Origin of the sequence: Streptomyces sp. NPDC096046, from assembly GCF_040303285.1 — a bacterium.
GTDB lineage: Bacteria > Actinomycetota > Actinomycetes > Streptomycetales > Streptomycetaceae > Streptomyces.
The window spans coordinates 186,207-203,718 of the sequence record NZ_JBEOSZ010000006.1 but is presented as its reverse complement, the minus strand read 5'-3'; the positions used below and the strand labels follow the sequence as shown (position 1 = coordinate 203,718).

Genomic DNA, 17,512 nt, shown 5'->3' with positions numbered 1-17,512 from the left:
CTCCTCGTCGGGCCGGCGGCACTGAAGGTCGGTTGTCCGGCCGGTGGTGCGGAGGCTGTTGGTCGGGGGTTGTCCGGGCCCCGGACGGTGGTGCGGAAGCCGGGTCGGCGGTGTCTTGGGCCCGGGCCTGTGGTGCCCAAGGCTGTCGGCCGGTGGTGCCCAACGCTGTCCGTCGGAACTGCGGTGCTGCGGTGCGAGGGGTCCGCTTGCGAGGCGATGTTCCCGGGCGCCCCCGACGGACCCTGGCACCCCCGACGGAGAGGAGCCGGCCGGCCCGGTGCGGCCCGGGCGGGTCAGAGGGCCTGTTTGCGCGTGAGGTGATTGAAGGCCAGCCAACCCGGCAGCACGGGGAGCCACAGCGTCAGGAGGCGGAACAGCAGGACCGCCGGTGCCGCGACCTCCTTCGGGAGGCCGACGGCGATGAGGCCGACCGTCAGGGTCGCCTCGACCGCGCCCACGCCGCCCGGTGTCGGCGCCGCGGACCCCAGGGCGTTTCCCGCGAGGAAGACGACCGCGACGCTGGCGAGGCTGACCGAGGTGGACTCGTCCCCGAAGGCGCGGATCGACGCGTCCAGGCACATGACGAAACAGGCGGTCAGCAGCAGCATGCCGCCGATGCCGGTGACCAGCTTCTGCGGCCGCTGGAGCACGTCCAGCATGCGCGGCACGACCCCCGCGAACAGCGACCGCACGCGCGTGACGACGAACTTCCGCAGGAACGGCACCGACGTCATCACGAGCACGAGCACCGCCACCGTCAGCAGGCCGGCGATGACCGTCCGGGACGGCGACAGCGACGGCGTCTTCTCGGTGCCGGTCAGATAGCCGAAGGACAGCAGCATCAGGATGTGGCAGCCGAGCCCGAACAGCTGCGACGCGCCGACGCTCGCCACCGCGAGCCCCGGCCGCACCCCGGCCCGCTGCAGGAAGCGCGTGTTCAGCGCGACTCCGCCGACCGCCGCCGGGGCGACGATCTTCACGAACGACCCGGCGACCTGCGCTGCCACGGTCCGCACGAACGGCACCCGCTCCGGCACGAACCCCAGCAGGGCCATCGCCGCCGCGACGTAGCTGCACATCGAGAACAGTACGGCCGCGGCGACCCAGCCCCATTCGGCGTTCGCGATGAGCGGCCCGAACTCGATGTGCGTGAGCTGCGTCAGCAGGAAGTACGCGCCGATCGCGCCGGCGATGAAGCTCATCAGTGTGCGCGGACGTACCCGCTCCAGCCGGGCCGGCTCGACGGGCGCCTGTGGCCTGATCCGCAGCACCGCGTGCCGGATCTGAGTGAGCAGGTCCTCCTCGCGGGCCTCCTCCAGGGCCTCGTCGATCGCCCGCTTCTCGGCCCGCTGCTCCGCTCGTACGGCCTTCTTGTCGGGCTTGTCCAGGACGGGCTTCGAGTCGTCCGCGGTCTCCTCCAGGCGGGCCTGCTTGGCCTGCTGGGAGGCCTCCAGCACCGCGTCGCGCTCGCGCTGTGCCCGCTCCCGGGCCAGTCTGCGCAGCGTCGCGCGCGTGGAGCGGCTGAGCGCGATGGGCTGGAGCATCGGCAGGCAGTCCGCCACCGCGTCGGGACCGAGCACGCCCACCGCCGAGGCCACGGCCCGCTCGGCGCCCACCCGGAGGCCGAGGGTCACGAGCAGCTGGGAGGTGTCCATACGCAGCAGCAGATCGCCGGCCGCGATCTCGCCGACGCGCAGGTCGGTGAGGATGACCGTGCCGGAACGATCCACCAGAATCGCCTCGCCCACCAGCCTGCGGTGCGCGATACGCCGCGACTGCAGGGACCTCACCTGGTGCCAGGTGTCGCGCAGCAGGTCGTCGGTGATCTCCTCGTCCGACAAGGAGTCGAGGGTGCGCCCGCCGCTGTGCTCGTAGACGAGCATCACCGCGTCCGGGCCGAGCTCGGAGGTGGCGATCAGCTTGGGGGCGTTGGCCCCGGCCGCGATGGCCGCGTACGCCAGCAGCGCCTCCTGCTCCAGTGCCTGCCGCAGCGACTGGAGGCTGCTGCGGGTGGCGAAGCCGCGCAGGGTGAGATTGCGCCAGGCGCGGTAGAAGAAGCCCTGCGCCTGCTGCTCCCGGTCGACCACCGTCACGTCCAGGGGCGGCCCGTCCTCGAGGGTGACGAAGTAGCGCCGGCCCCGGTCTCCGGCGTCCGGGTTGTCCGAGGTGTCCTCGCGTGACGCGCTGACCGGGTGGAAGCCGACGGTCCGCAGGCCGGCCATCAGGGTCTGCCCGGTGGGCCGGACGTTGGGCGAACCGACCGCGTACAGCGTGCCGTAGGCCACGGTCCAGCCGATCAGCACCGTCAGAACGATCGAGAACGGGGTCGTGTAGCCGGTGACGAGCATGGAGAAGGCGTCGAGGAGCAGCACGACCCACAGCACCGCGCGCCATCTCGGTCTGCGCGACATGCCGACGGCCGTCATGTACGCGATGACCGGGGCCAGATAACCGTGCACGGGATCGGTCAGCGCGTGGATGTCACCGGGGGAGGGCTGTGTGAGCGCCTCCTGGATCGAGTCGGGGGCGGCCCGGGCGACCCACAGGTCGGTGGCGAGGGTCACACCGTGCGCCAGGACCGCCGCGAGGACGCCGTCGGCGATGCGGAGCCCGTCCCGTTTGATGAGCCGCTCGATGGCGAAGGCGACCGGCACCAGCAGGATGGCGATGCTGGAGGCCAGCCCCGCGATCTTGATGAGCACGTCGGGGGCCTGCCCGGTGCCCTTGTTGATGTCCTGTTCGAGGCCCGAGGTGGTGCCGTGCGCGAACGCGGCGATGCCGATCAGGATCACGACGCCGAGCACACCCACCAGCAGGCGCATCAGGTCGGACGGGCGGTGCACGCGCGCGGGGAGCAGCGGCTCGTCGCCCTCCACCTCGTCGATGTGCGCGACATCGGGCTCCTCGGCGGCCGCCCGGGGCTTCTTCGCCGCCCCCTTCGGGCCGTCCGCCGGGGTGCCCGGGCGCGACGAAGCGTCAGAGGTGCCCTCCGTGCCCTCGGGGTGCGCACCCTGCTGCTTCATCGTCTCTTCTTGGTCTCGTATCACCGATCACCGCCCGCACGATGGTGGCATGCCGCACCGGCACACGGGACAATCAGGGTGCACATGCGGGGGCGGACAGTCTGCCCGACGCGCTCCCGCCGGATGAGGGAAATGCCCGGGATCACGCCCGGCCCGTTGTCGGTGGGGTGGGGCAGGATGGGGCGGATGAGTGAGCAGAGCCCCGAGGGGGGCGGGTACGAGGGTGGGCCCGCGCAAGCGCTCCCCGAGTACGCCGAGCGGGTCCTCGACGTCGCCGAACTGATCCCGCCGGGTCGTGTCATGACCTACGGGGACGTCGCCGAGTGGCTGGAGCGGGGCGGTCCGCGGCAGGTCGGCCGTGTGATGGCGCTCTACGGGGGAGCCGCGCCGTGGTGGCGGGTCGTCCGTGCGGACGGCGTTCTGCTGCCCGGGCACGAGCGGCGGGCGCTCGGGCACTACCGGGCGGAGGGCACGCCCCTGAAGGAGGCGGGCCGCTCGGCCGAGGGTCACCTGCCGCGCATCGACATGAGACGGGCGCGGTGGGACGGCGGCGGTCGCGCGGACGGTCACACCTGACAGCTTCCGCCATCCGACGGCCTGTCGTGGGACCCGTGATCCGTACGGGGGAATCGGGGCACATCGGGAACATGACGTACGTTCGAGAGGTGAGGGACGTGAGTGCCGCGAGTGCCACGAGTGAGCGGCGGGAAGAAGGGGAAGCCCTGCTTCCGCGTCACTGGTCGGCGTAGCGTCGCCTCCGCGCGCCCCCGTCACCCCGCGGTCACCGCCCGTCTCGTGCGGTGGCCCGCCACCCAGCACTTCCACCAGAACCGGCGAACCACGTGAGCTCCTCTTCCTTCACCAGCGGCCTGTCGCACCCCCGGGTGCGGCGGGGGAGTCGTGGCGCCTACCGACTGGTACGTACCCCTCCTGCTCGGGTGGACCCCCCTCATTTGGACGCCTCCCAGCGCTCCGTGGTTGACCACCCGGGGGGCCCGCTGCTCGTCCTCGCAGGTCCGGGCACAGGCAAGACCACCACGCTCGTGGAGTCGGTGGCCGAGCGCGTCGCCCGGGGCGGGGACCCCGAGCGTGTGCTGGTGCTCACCTTCAGCCGCCGGGCGGCCGTCGAACTGCGTGACCGCCTGGCACTGCGGACCGGGGCGGCCCGCGCCCCCCAGGCGACCACCTTCCACTCGTTCTGCTACGCCCTGGTCCGCGCCCATCAGGACAGCGACCTGTTCGTGGAGCCGCTGCGGCTGCTGTCCGGCCCCGAGCAGGACGTCTCCGTGCGGGAGCTGCTCGCGGGGCAGGTCGATCTGGAACGGCTCGGACTCGCACACGTGCGCTGGCCGGACGAACTGCGCGCCTGCCTGACCACCCGCGGTTTCGCCGACGAGGTCCGCGCGGTACTCGCCCGCAGTCGTGAACTGGGCCTCGGCCCGGACGCCCTGGACGCCTTCGCCCGCCGCACCGGACGCCCCGACTGGCGCGCCGCGGCCGCCTTCCTCGCCGAGTACCTCGACGTGCTCGACCTGCACGGCGTGATCGACTACGCCGAGCTCGTCCACCGCGCGGTGCTCCTCGCCCGCCGCCCCCAGGTCGCCGCGTGGCTCGCCGCCCGGTACGACGCCGTGTACGTCGACGAGTACCAGGACACGGACCCCGCTCAGGTGCGGCTGCTGGACGCCCTGGCCGGCGGCGGCCGCACCCTCGTCGCCTTCGGGGACCCCGACCAGTCGATCTACGCGTTCCGCGGCGCCGACGTGAACGGCATCCTGGACTTCCCGCACGCCTTCCCGCGCGCGGACGGCCGCCCCGCCCCCGTCTCGGTGCTGCGCACGTCCCGCCGCTCCGGCGCCGGCCTGCTGGCCGCCACCCGGCTGCTCACGCAGCGCATGCCGCTGACCCGCCTGCCCGCCGAGAAGGTGCGCGCCCATCGCGAACTCGCCCCCGTTCGGGACGGCGGCCGTGTCGAGGCGTACACGTATCCGACATCCGGGACCGAGCTGGACAACATCGCCGACATCCTCCGCAGGGCCCATCTGGAGGACGGCGTCCCGTGGAGCGACATGGCCGTCCTGGTGCGCGCCGGTTCCCGCACCATCCCCACGGTCCGCCGCGCCCTCACGGCGGCGGGCGTCCCCGTGGACGTCGACGGTGATGACGTGCCGCTGCGGCATGAACCGGCGGTGGCACCGTTGCTGACGGCCTTGCGGGCGGTCGCAGCGGCGGAGGCGGGATCCCCCGAGCCCCGGCAGCCCAAGGAGGTCACTCCCTCTCGGGAGTCCGAGGAGGCTTCTTCCGACGACGCCCCCTCCGCACGGCAGGACGGCTGCTGGCTCGACACCGAAACCGCCCTCACCCTCCTGACCTCCCCCCTCGCGAGCATGGACGCCGCCGACCTGCGCCGTCTCGGCCGTGCCCTGCGCGACGAGGAACGGGCCGCGGGCAACCCGCTGCCTCCTCCCTCCGACCTGCTGCTCGCGCAGGCGCTCGCCGAGCCGGAGCGGCTCGCCGTGCACGACCCCACGTACGCGCGGGGTGCCCAGCGCCTCGGCGCGCTGCTGCGCAGGGCCCGCGAGCGCCTGGCCGGCGGCGGGACCGCCGAGGAGGCGCTGTGGGACCTGTGGGAAGGCACGCCGTGGCCCGGCCGGCTGGAGCGGGCCGCCCGCCGGGGCGGCGCCGCCGGGCGCAACGCGGACCGCGACCTGGACGCCGTCTGCGCCCTGTTCGCCACCGCCGCCCGCGCCGAGGAGCGCACCGGCGGCCGGGGGGCCCTGAACTTCCTGGAGGAGATCGACGCCGAGGACATCGCCGCCGACACCCTCACCCGGCGTGCCGTGCGACCCGACGCCGTCCGCCTCATGACCGCGCACCGCTCCAAGGGTCTGGAGTGGCGCCTCGTGGTCGTCGCCGGCGTCCAGGAGGGCCTGTGGCCGGACCTGCGCCGCCGAGGCTCCCTCCTGGAGGCCGACCGCATCGGCCGCGACGGACTCGCCGAGCCGCTCACCCCCGGCGCCCTGCTCGCCGAGGAACGCCGCCTGTTCTACGTGGCCGCCACGCGCGCGCGTGAACGCCTCGTCGTCACCGCGGTCAAGGCCCCCGCGGACGACGGCGACCAGCCCTCCCGCTTCCTGACCGAACTCGGCATCGAACCCAAGGACGTCACGGGACGCCCCCGCCGCCCGCTGTCCGTCGCCGCACTCGTCGCGGAACTGCGCGCCACCACGGTCGACCCACGCGTCTCCGACACCCTCCGGGAGGCCGCCGCCCACCGCCTGGCCCGGCTCGCCGCCCTCGCCGACGACGACGGCCGCCCCCTGGTGCCGTCCGCCCACCCCTACCGCTGGTGGGGCATGTTCGAGCCGACCGAGTCCAAGGTGCCACTGCGCGACCGGGACCAGCCGGTCGTGCTCTCCGGCAGCGCCCTCGACCAACTGGCCAACACCTGCGCCCTGCAGTGGTTCCTCGGCCGCGAGGTGAAGGCCGACGCGCCCGCGACGGCCGCCCAGGGCTTCGGCAACGTGGTGCACGTCCTCGCCGACGAGGTGGCCTCCGGGCACACTCCGGCCGACCTCGGCGTCCTCATGGAACGCCTCGACTCCGTGTGGAACGCCCTGGCCTTCGACGCGCCGTGGAAGTCGGCCCAGGAGAAGGACAACGCGCGCGTGGCGCTCGAACGGTTCCTTCAGTGGCACGTCATGAACCGCACCGCGCGCACCCCGGTGGCCAGCGAGCATGACTTCGACGTCACCCTCGAAGCGGGCGACTACCAGGTGCGCATCCGCGGCCAGATGGACCGGGTCGAGACGGACGGCGACGGCCGCGCCTACGTGGTCGACTTCAAGACCGGCAAGCAGGCGCCCAGTTCCAAGGAGGTGGAGCGCCACCCGCAGCTCGCCGTCTACCAGCTGGCCGTGCGCGAGGGCGCCGTCGACGAGGCCTTCGACGGCGTACGCCCCGAGCCGGGCGGCGCCGAACTCGTCCACCTTCGGCAGGGGGCGGCCAAGCGCGACGGCGGTGAGAGCCTGCCCAAGGTGCAGGCCCAGGAGCCCCTGGAGGGGGAGTGGGTCGGTGATCTGCTGGCCACCGCCGCCGGCAAGGTCCTCGACGAACGGTTCACGCCGACCGCGGGGCAGCACTGCACACACTGTGCGTTCCGGGCCTCCTGCAGCGCGCGGCAGGAGGGGCGTCACGTCATCGAGTGAGGTATCGCACCACCTGTGCCGACCTGCGCTTCTTCCCTCCCGGAGGCCGATCCGGTCACTCCTGTCAGTGGCCGCCGCTAGCCTTTCGCTGTGCTCGCCCGAATCACCGATCCCGAACAGCTCAAGGAGCTCCTCGGGATTCCGTTCACCCCGGAGCAGACGGCCTGCATCACCGCGCCGCCCGCCCCGCAGGTGATCGTGGCCGGAGCCGGCTCGGGCAAGACGACGGTGATGGCGGCCCGCGTGGTGTGGCTGGTCGGCACCGGCCAGGTCGCCCCCGAGCAGGTACTCGGCCTCACCTTCACCAACAAGGCCGCCGCCGAACTCGCCGAGCGTGTCCGCAAGGCGCTGGTCAAGGCCGGCGTCACCGACCCCGACGCCATCGACCCGGACAACCCGCCCGGCGAGCCGGTGATCTCCACGTACCACGCCTTCGCCGGCCGCCTGCTGACCGACCACGGCCTGCGTATCGGTCTCGAGCCCACGTCCCGGCTGCTCGCCGACGCCACCCGCTTCCAGCTCGCCGCGCGCGTCCTGCGCGAGGCGCCCGGGCCCTACCCGGCCCTGACCCGTTCCTTCCCGGACCTGGTCGGTGACCTCCTCGCCCTCGATGCCGAGCTCGCCGAGCACCTCGTACGCCCGGAGGCACTGCGCGCGTACGACGCCGAACTGCTGCTGACGCTGCGGGGCGCCAAACTCAGCAACGCCGACCTGCGCAAGGTCCCCGAGGCGGCCGCCGCCCGGCGGGAGCTCGCCGAACTGGTCACCCGCTACCGGACCGCCAAGCGCGAGCGGGACCTGCTCGACTTCGGCGACCAGATCGCCCTGTCGGCCCGGCTCGCCGGGGTCCCCGAGGTGGGCCGCGCCCTGCGCGACGAGTTCCGGGTGGTCCTGCTCGACGAGTACCAGGACACATCGGTCGCCCAACGCGTCCTCCTGGCAGGCCTGTTCGGCGAGGGCACCGGCCACCCCGTCACCGCCGTCGGCGACCCCTGCCAGGCGATCTACGGCTGGCGCGGCGCCTCCGTCGCCAACCTCGACGACTTCCCCGAGCACTTCGCCCACGCCGACGGCCGCCCCGCGACCCGTCAGGCCCTCAGCGAGAACCGCCGCAGCGGCGGCCGCCTCCTCGACCTCGCCAACGGCCTCGCGGAGCCCCTGCGCGCCCTGCACGCGGGTGTGGAGGCCCTACGCCCGGCCCCCGGCGCCGAACGCGACGGCATGGTCCGCTGCGCCCTGCTGCCCACCCACGCCGAGGAGATCGACTGGGCCGCCGACTCCGTCGCCCACCTCGTCCGGACCGGGACGGCACCCGGCGAGATCGCCGTCCTGTGCCGCACGGCGACCGACTTCGCCGAGATCCAGGGCGCCCTGGTCGCCCGGGACGTCCCCGTCGAGGTCGTCGGGTTGTCCGGGCTGCTGCACCTGCCGGAGATCGCCGACCTCGTCGCCGTCTGCGAGGTCCTCCAGGACCCCGGCGCCAACGCCTCGCTCGTGCGCTTGCTGACCGGCCCTCGCTGGCGCATCGGCCCGCGCGACCTCGCCCTGCTGGGCCGGCGCGCCCGGCTCCTCGTGGCCCACGCGCGCGTGACGGACGACGACGACCAGGACCGCCGCCTCGCCGAGGCCGTCGAAGGCGTCGACCCGTCCGAGGTGATCTCCCTCGCGGACGCCCTCGACACGTTCCTGGAGACCCCGCTGGAGGGCCGCGGGGACGACGACGGCCTGCCGTTCTCGCCCGACGCGCGCGTGCGCTTCGCCCGGCTGGCCACGGAACTGCGCGAACTGCGCCGCTCCCTGGCCGACCCGCTGATGGACGTCCTGCACCGCGTCCTCGCCGTCACCGGCCTGGAAGTGGAGCTGTCGGCGTCCCCGCACGCCCTGGCCGCCCGCCGCCGCGAGACCCTGTCCAACTTCCTGGACGTCGCCGCCTCCTTCGCCGCCGGCGACAACGAGGCGTCCTTGCTCGCCTTCCTCGGCTTCCTGCGCACGGCCGCGCAGCACGAGAAGGGACTCGACAACGCCCTGCCCGGCGGCGAGAACACCGTCAAGGTACTCACCGCCCACAAGTCCAAGGGCCTGGAGTGGGACGTCGTGGTCGTCCCCGGCCTGGTCACCGGCACCTTCCCCAGCGGCCAGGGGCGTGAGAAGTGGACCTCCCAGGGCAAGGTTCTGCCGCACGCCCTGCGCGGCGACGCCGACACCCTGCCCGATGTGACGTCCTGGGACGCCAGAGGGCTGAAGGCCTTCCACGAGGCCATGAAGGACCACCAGCACACCGAGGAGCTCCGCCTCGGCTACGTCACCTTCACCCGCCCCCGCTCGCTCCTCCTGGGCTCCGGCCACTGGTGGGGGCCCACCCAGAAGAAGCGCCGCGGACCCTCCGCGTTCCTCCACGCCCTCCGCGAGCACTGCGAAGCCGGGTACGGCGAGATCGATGCCTGGGCGGAGGAACCCGCCGAGGACGAGGAGAACCCGGCCCTGCACCGGGCGACGGCGGACCAGTTCTGGCCGCTGCCCCTGGACGAGACGGCCCTCGCCCGGCGCCGGGCGGCCGCCGAGACCGTCCTGGCCCACCTGGAGGACCTCGCGTCCCACGAGCACGGACACCCCGCGGCCGTTCACGATCCCGACGCCCTCGACGACCCGGAGTGGCCGCCGCCCCCGGACGACGGCCGGCCTCCTTACGAAGGACCCCTGTACGACGAACCGGACCCGTTCGACGAAGACCCGTTCGACGAGGACCCCGTCGAGGTGGATTCCCTCGACGGGGACCCCTTCGTCGACGCCTACGACGAAGACCCGGCCGACCGGAACACCCGCCCCACCGTCCCCCACCAGCCGACCCCGGCGTATCCCCCGGCCGCCCGCCCGCACCCCGGGCCCCCCGAGCACCCGCGCCCCCACGGCCCGGAACACCGGCGCCTCACCCCGGAGGAAGCCCGCACCATCGCCTCCTGGGACCGCGACCTCGACGCCCTCACCGGCGAACTCCTGGGGGCTCGCGACAGCGTCACCGACGTCCCCCTCCCGGCGTCGCTCTCGGCGTCCCAGCTGCTGCGCCTGGCCGCCGACCCGGACGGCTTCGCCCAGGAGCTGGCCCGCCCCATGCCCCGCCCGCCCCAGCCCGCGGCCCGGCGCGGCACCCGCTTCCACGCCTGGGTCGAGGCCCGCTTCGAAGAGCTCACGCTGCCCATGCTGGAGCCGGAGGAACTGCCCGGAAGCGAGGCCGAGATCGCCGACGAACGGGACCTGGAGGCCCTCAAGGACGCCTTCGAGCGCACCGAGTACGCACACCGCACCCCCCACCGGGTGGAGGCCCCCTTCCAGCTCGAGATCGCCGGCCGGATCGTCCGGGGCCGCATCGACGCCGTCTACAAACAGGGCGACGGGAAGCACGCGACGTACGAGATCGTCGACTGGAAGACCAACCGCTCCCACACCGCCGACCCGCTCCAGCTCGCCGTCTACCGCCTCGCCTGGGCCGAGCAGCAGGGCGTCCCACCCGAGTCGGTCACGGCCGCGTTCCTGTACGTGCGCAGCGGAGAGGTCGTACGCCCGGCGGAGCTGCCGGACCGAGCCGCCCTGGAGCGATTGCTGCGGGAGGAGCCGTCCGGCGCGCAGCGCGCAGCGCGGACCGTGGCCGGGCCCGGTGAGGAACCGCACTCCGAGGACGTCCGTGCGGGCCGATAGGCTCGTGACCATGAGCCAGACCCCGGACAGCGTCGTCCGTACGTACATCCAGCAGCACCGCGCCGCCTTCCTCGACGACCTCGCCGAGTGGCTGCGCATCCCGTCGGTGTCCGCCCAGCCGGACCACGCGCCCGACGTACGACGCAGCGCCGACTGGCTCGCCGCCAAGCTGACGGAGACCGGCTTCCCGACGGCCGAGGTCTGGCCGACCCCGGGCGCGCCCGCCGTCTTCGCGGAGTGGCCCTGTGACGACCCGCAGGCGCCCACGGTGCTGGTCTACGGCCACCACGACGTGCAGCCCGCCGCCCGGGAGGACGGCTGGGACAGCGAACCCTTCGAGCCGGTCGTGCGCGGGAACCGCCTCTACGCGCGCGGGGCGGCCGACGACAAGGGCCAGGTGTTCTTCCACACCCTCGGTGTCCGTGCCCACCTCGCCGCCACCGGCCGCACCACCCCGGCCGTGCACCTCAAGCTGCTCATCGAGGGCGAGGAGGAGTCCGGCTCGCCGCACTTCCGCGCCCTGGTCGAACAGCACGCCGAGCGGCTCGCGGCCGACGCGGTGATCGTCTCCGACACCGGCATGTGGTCCGAGGACACCCCCACGGTGTGCACCGGCATGCGCGGCCTGGCCGAATGCGAGATACGCCTGTACGGCCCCGACCAGGACATCCACTCCGGTTCCTTCGGCGGCGCGGTGCCCAACCCGGCGACGTCCGCCGCCCGCCTGGTCGCCGCCCTGCACGACGAGCACGCGCGCGTGGCGATCCCGGGCTTCTACGACGGCGTGATCGAACTCACCGACCGCGAGCGCGAACTGCTCGCCGAACTGCCCTTCGACGAGGAGCGGTGGCTGCACACAGCCAAGTCCTACGCCACCCTCGGCGAGGCCGGGTACACCACACTGGAGCGGATCTGGGCCCGGCCCACCGCGGAGGTCAACGGCATCGGCGGCGGCTACCAGGGCCCCGGCAGCAAGACGATCATCCCCTCCTCAGCCGTGCTGAAGCTGTCCTTCCGCCTGGTCGCCGGCCAGGACCCCGGCCATGTGGAGAAGGCCGTCCGCGCCTGGGCCGAGCAGCAGGTGCCGCCCGGGATCCGCTGCGACATCGCGTTCAGTGGCGCCACCCGCCCGTGCCTGACCCCACTGGACCACCCGGCCCTGCGCTCGGTCACCCGCGCCATGGGCCGTGCCTTCGAGGAGCCGGTCCGCTTCACGCGCGAGGGCGGCTCCGGACCGGCGGCGGACCTCCAGGACGTCCTCGGCGCCCCGGTGCTGTTCCTGGGCATCTCCGTCCCTTCGGACGGCTGGCACGCCCCGAACGAGAAAGTCGAACTCGACCTGCTCCTCAAAGGCGTCGAGACCACCGCGTACCTGTGGGGTGACCTCGCCGAGAACTGGCGCCATGCACCCTGAACGTCCCCAGCCGCCCGGACCGGCCACACGTGCGGGGGCACACCGGGAGTGCCGCCCCGCACCGCCCGAGCCCGCCGGACCCGGTCGCCTCCCGCCGTCCGTCCCGCTGAACCGCCTGCCGAACCCGACCGTCCCACCGGGGAGTTGGAAGCACCCGTGACCACCTGGACCGACCACAACGCCGACCGCCCCATCTCGCTCACCGCCCCGAGCGGCATCGACCGGGCCGCCCACCACCGGCTCGACGAGGCCTGGCTCGCGGCGGCGTGGAGCCACCCCACCACCCGCTGCTTCGTGGTCTCCGGCGGACAGGTCCTCATCGACGAGACGGCGGACGGGCGCACCGAACTCGTCACGACCCCCTCCTTCGAGGCCCCCCTCACCGAGGCACACCGCTACTTCCTCGGCATCGACGAGGACGGCGTCAGCTACTTCGCCCTCCAGAAGGACTCCCTGCCCGGGCGCATGGACCAGTCCGCGCGCCCGGCGGGCCTGCGCGAGGCGGGCGCGCTGCTGTCGGCCCGCGACGTGGGCCTGATGGTGCACGCCGTGGGTCTGGAGAACTGGCAGCGCACCCACCGCTTCTGTTCGCGCTGCGGGGAGCGCACCGTCATCGCAGCCGCCGGGCACATCCGCCGTTGCCAGGCCTGCGGTGCGGAGCACTATCCGCGCACGGACCCCGCCGTGATCATGGCTGTGACCGACGAGGACGACCGCGTCCTGCTCGGCCGCCAGGTCCACTGGCCCGAGGGCCGCTTCTCGACGCTCGCCGGTTTCGTCGAACCCGGCGAGTCCATCGAGGAGTCCGTGCGCCGCGAGGTCCACGAGGAGGTCGGCATCACCGTCGGCCAGGTCGAGTACGTGGCCAGCCAGCCCTGGCCCTTCCCGTCCAGCCTCATGCTGGGGTTCATGGCCCGCGCCACCTCGACCGAGATCAATGTCGACGGCGACGAGATCCACGAAGCCCGCTGGTTCTCCCGCGACGAACTTCGCGCCGCCTTCGAGTCCGGCGAGGTGCTCCCGCCGTACGGCATCTCGATCGCTGCCCGCCTGATCGAACTCTGGTACGGCAAGCCGCTCCCGTCGCGGAGCGCGGCCTGACGGGAGCCGCCCCGGTGACCGACCCGTACAGGAACATGTCCCAGGCGGAGATCCGGCGGACCCTCCGCCGCCTCCTGCCCGGCTGCGACGTGCGTCGCACACTGCCGTGGCGCTACGCCGTGGTGTTGGACCGCCCACGAAAAGGGGTGCGGGACCGCCCACGAAAATGCGGCCCCTGAGCTGCCTCAGGAGCCGCCTTCCCGGCACAGCGCACGGCGACTAGGCGCCGATCTTCTGCTTCACCTGAGCCAGCGAGGGGTTCGTGAGCGTCGAACCGGGGAACAGAACAGTGGGCACCGTCTGTAGACTTCCCGCTACGTGAGGGCGGCCAGGGAGGGCCGCCCCTTGTGGGGGAGGGAAGAGCGTGAGCGAGAAGCCCAGGGCTCTTGGCGTGGTCCGTCTGTCAGTCGGCAACGAGAACCGGACGGGGGAGGAGACGCAACGCACCCGCATCAGCAAGCGTGCGGACGCGGAGGAAATGGAGTTGGTCGACTTCGCCGTCGACATCGACGTGTCGGCGTCCATCTCGCCGTGGGTACGCCCGTCCCTGGGCGACTGGCTCAACAACAAGAAGGACCAGTTCGACCACATCATCATCCTGAAGATCGACCGCATCGCGCGGTCGGTCCGCCACCTCTCGGACATCATCGAGTGGTGCGAGGCGAACGGTAAGGGCCTCATCTCCTGCGAGGAGGGATTCGACCTCTCGAAGCCGTGGGGCAAGACCATCGCCAAGATCCTGGCTGTGGTCGCAGAGGCCGAGCTGGACGCCATCAAGGCCCGCAACAAGGCTTCCCGGGAAACCATGCGGAAGACCGGCCGCTGGCCGGGTGGCCTTGTCCCGTTCGGACGTAGAGCAGTGAAGGGCGACGCAGGCTTCACTCTGGAACTCGACCCCGAGTACGGCCCGACGCTGATTGAGATGATCCGGCGCTTCATCGAGAAGCCGAGCTTCTCGGCCGTCGCCGACTGGTTGAACGAGCAAGGCGTACCCACGGCTCAGGACATCGCTCGCATCCGCGCGGCGGCAGGCGAGAGCACAACTCGGCTGGCCGATCCGAAGCCTCGGGGAGCCAGGTGGACGCCGACCACAGTGCAAGCCGTACTGATCAGCCGCTCCCTGCTCGGGGAGTACGTACGCGCCAGTGGGGCCGTAGCCCGCAACGACGACGGCACACCTGTCATGCGCTCTGAGCCGGTACTGAACGAGGAGGAGTGGACGAAGCTGTCGGAAGCCGTCGCCTCGGTCAAGTACAAGAAGCAGAAGGGCTCTACATCGCCGACGGTGGGCGTGACGTTCTGCCTGTTGTGCGGGAGCGCCCTCTACTTCGTGAAGGGCGACCCGGCCAAGGGCAAGCGCGAGCGGTACCGCTGTCACGGCAACAAGAGCAAGGGCATCCAGGCATGCCCGAAGCAGAGGTTCTGGGCCGAAGACCTGTACCCCTGGCTGGAGTCGACCCTGTTGGGCGAGATCGGCCACCTGGAACGGATGGAGTCGAAGACGACCATCGACGACAGCCGTGCGGCGAAGCTCGCCGTGATTGACGGCAAGATGAACCAGCTCCTGAAGGAACTCCAGCAGGACGAGCTCAGCGCCGTCGCGTACGCCTCGCAAGTCGCCAGCCTTGCCCAGGATCGAGAGAAGGTCACCAACCAGGAGGGGCCGAAGCCGGTGACCGTGTGGACGGGTACGGGCGAGAGCTACGCGGAGTGGTGGGAGCGGTCGAGTGTCGACGAACGGCGTGAATGGCTGAAGAAGCACAAGGTCAAGGCGTACTTCGGACATGACGTCCTGGCCGTCGATCCCGGCGACCTGATCGAGAACATCAAGCAGCAGGGCATCACGTACTGGGATGTGCCCTCCAGGTCTTCTCAGGTGCTCTCACCGATCACGCCGATCTCGTTGCCGGGAAAGCCGTACGAGAAGCCGAAGCCGCTTACGGGTGTGGAGTGGGAGATTGTCAGCCGCTGGGAGGACTTCGAAGCGGAACGGGCAGCGCAGCAGGCGAAGGCTGAGGAGAAAGCGAAGGGCGCAGAGGGAGCCGAGAGGGTTTTGACCTCTGCCTGATGCAGGCTGAGCAACCAAGGAAGGCCCCCGACCTGGGGGCCTTCTGTCTTCCGGTCAGAAGGGCGGCGGCTCCTGCTCTCGCACAGGGAGCGCATCGGTCAAGCTGTCGTAGTCGAAGTCCACCGGCAAGGGAGATGAGTACGTGTCTCCGAACCAGCGTCGACGCTGTTCCTCTTGCTTGACCTTGCCAAGATCTACGAAGGACAAGGTGGGGGCCGAAGGCCCCCCAAGGGAGCCAGCCCCTTCATCTTCCTGCTGGGGGCCGCTTACGCGGCCCACCTTCGCCGGCTGCTTGCGCTCTTCGTCTTCGCCCTGTCGGCCCCCGAAGGGGGGCCGCTCTTCGCCTACCGGCTTGCTCTTCGCCGCTGGCTCCTCACTCCTACCGCCGTCGCTCTTGAAGGTATGTAGGTTGTATGGCTCCTCAGCCATACCCCCCTGCTTCGGCAAGGTGAGTCGGTAGATCACCGGACCGTCCGGCACCTTGCCCGTCTGCGTAAGCCAGCCAGCCTTACGCAGCCTGCCAACGATCTTGTTGACCGTCTGCTCCGGAGCCTTCCGCCGTAGCCGAGTTCCCTGGCGATCGTCCCGTTCGACGGGCACACATTCTCGCCTGTCTCGTAGTCCGCGTACAACGCCATGGCGACGCCGACCAGCTTCTCTGCGTGCTTCATGTTCGAGCGCACCAGCGCACGACGCCATACGTGCTCCTGTATCGCGGGTTCCTCTTCTCTCAGGACTCACAAGGACCTCAAAACCTACAGGCCCCGTCCACAAAAGAGCAGGTCACCGCATGTGAAGCGCCTCTCAGAAGGACCCCGAAACCGTGGCAGGATTTGAGCCGCCAAGACATGGCGGTCGAGCAAGGACCCCCAGGGGGTCATACCCCCACCCCTTCACCGCACCATCCGTCCGCCGTCGCGAGGTCGGCCCGCGCCACATGGACAGGCGAACGGCTGTGCGCCAGCGTGAGCGGCTGGCAGGTCGCGCCCCTGGCAGGCAGGCGAGAGCACAGCGACAGGCAGGCAGACAGGCGCACGCCCGTGGCCGTGGCCAACCAGGCGCAGCGCTGGCCGACGCAAGGCAGACGCGGCGCACCCGACTGTGGCGCAGCGTGACCAGTGACAGCCGTCTCGAAAACCAAGGTTTGTGAGACGACGCGGCAGGCGCCATGAAGGGGGCGCAGCACTGTTCAAAACTCGTCTCGAAACTCCCGTCTCAGGCTTGACCTTTCGAGACGAGTTCTGAGACAGTCCGTGTCATGACGACGAACACGATCACTGGTCAGCTCATCGGATACGCCCGTGTCTCCACCGATGACCAGGAAGCACAGCTCCAGCGCGACGCACTGACGGCCGTTGGCTGTGCCCGGATCTTCGAGGACAAGGCCAGCGGGAAGAACACCAACCGACCGGAGCTCACGGCCGCGCTGGACTACGCCAGGCCCGGCGACACCCTGTGCGTGTGGAAGCTGGACCGGTTCGCCCGTTCCCTCATCGACCTTGTGACCATGGTCGACACCCTTCGAGAGCGGGGCATCGGGTTCAAGGTGCTCACGGGTGCGCTGGCCAACATCGACCCCGGTACGGCGGACGGCCGTCTCATGCTTCAGGTGGTCGGGGTCATGGCGGAGTTTGAGCGCAGCCTGATCAAGGAGCGCACCCGCGCAGGGCTGGACGCAGCCAAGGCGCAGGGGCGTACCGGCGGACGGCCGACTGTGGTTGATGAGGACGTGCTCACCGTGGCCCGTGCGAGGAGAGCCAAGGGCGAGAGCGTGAGCGCCATCGCCAAGGCTCTCGGGATTTCCCGAGCTACGCTCTACCGCCATCTCGGAGAGAGTGCCTGAGGCAGGCGCACAGCCCCTTACGACAGGCCCTCGGCTCACGCCGGGGGCCACTGTCATGCATGGGTGTCTGACGCCGTCCGACAGGCGTAACGATGCCTGCCCCTGCCGACCACGGGGGGAGTCGACAGAGGCAGGCACAGGGGGTGCAGGTCGCTCGAACCG

The 17,512-nt window shown here is 71.5% G+C and carries 8 protein-coding genes and 1 pseudogene; 7 read left to right on the top strand and 2 right to left on the bottom strand.

The window, feature by feature from the left end:
* Positions 1–293: 293 nt before the first annotated feature.
* Complete coding sequence (locus ABTX62_RS08155; RefSeq protein WP_352115395.1) at positions 294–3,023, bottom strand: lysylphosphatidylglycerol synthase domain-containing protein; 2,730 nt, start codon at positions 3,021–3,023, stop codon at positions 294–296.
* Positions 3,024–3,209: 186 nt separating this feature from the next.
* On the opposite strand from ABTX62_RS08155, the gene ABTX62_RS08150 reads away from it, so the two are divergent.
* The 5 genes from ABTX62_RS08150 to nudC all read left to right on the top strand — a co-directional run bounded on the left by ABTX62_RS08150 (position 3,210) and on the right by nudC (position 13,439).
* Positions 3,210–3,599, top strand: a complete 390-nt coding sequence (locus ABTX62_RS08150; RefSeq protein ID WP_352115394.1) for an MGMT family protein — start codon at positions 3,210–3,212, stop codon at positions 3,597–3,599.
* A gap of 266 nt (positions 3,600–3,865) precedes the next feature.
* A complete protein-coding gene (locus ABTX62_RS08145) occupies positions 3,866–7,231 on the top strand; it encodes an ATP-dependent helicase (protein WP_352115393.1) in 3,366 nt (1,121 codons plus the stop codon).
* Between the two features lie 90 nt (positions 7,232–7,321).
* Positions 7,322–10,924, top strand: coding sequence for an ATP-dependent helicase (locus tag ABTX62_RS08140; protein ID WP_352115392.1), 3,603 nt, complete (start codon positions 7,322–7,324; stop codon positions 10,922–10,924).
* A gap of 10 nt (positions 10,925–10,934) precedes the next feature.
* Positions 10,935–12,338: a dipeptidase gene (locus ABTX62_RS08135; RefSeq protein WP_352115391.1), complete on the top strand. Its 1,404-nt coding sequence runs from the start codon at positions 10,935–10,937 to the stop codon at positions 12,336–12,338.
* 156 nt (positions 12,339–12,494) lie between these two features.
* Positions 12,495–13,439 carry an NAD(+) diphosphatase gene (nudC, locus tag ABTX62_RS08130; RefSeq protein ID WP_352115390.1) on the top strand — a complete coding sequence of 315 codons (945 nt, stop codon included), beginning with the start codon at positions 12,495–12,497 and terminating at the stop codon, positions 13,437–13,439.
* Between the two features lie 219 nt (positions 13,440–13,658).
* On the opposite strand, the pseudogene ABTX62_RS08125 reads toward nudC, so the two are convergent.
* Positions 13,659–13,751: pseudogene (locus ABTX62_RS08125) on the bottom strand (NrdH-redoxin); the annotation flags it as partial.
* 52 nt (positions 13,752–13,803) lie between these two features.
* Between ABTX62_RS08125 and ABTX62_RS08120 the strand changes: the two are divergent.
* Positions 13,804–15,507 (top strand): recombinase family protein, encoded by a 1,704-nt coding sequence (locus ABTX62_RS08120; protein ID WP_352115389.1) that lies wholly within the window; start codon positions 13,804–13,806, stop codon positions 15,505–15,507.
* Between the two features lie 1,258 nt (positions 15,508–16,765).
* On the top strand, positions 16,766–17,350 hold the full coding sequence (locus tag ABTX62_RS08115; RefSeq protein ID WP_352115388.1) for a recombinase family protein: 585 nt from the start codon (positions 16,766–16,768) through the stop codon (positions 17,348–17,350).
* Positions 17,351–17,512 lie beyond the last annotated feature (162 nt).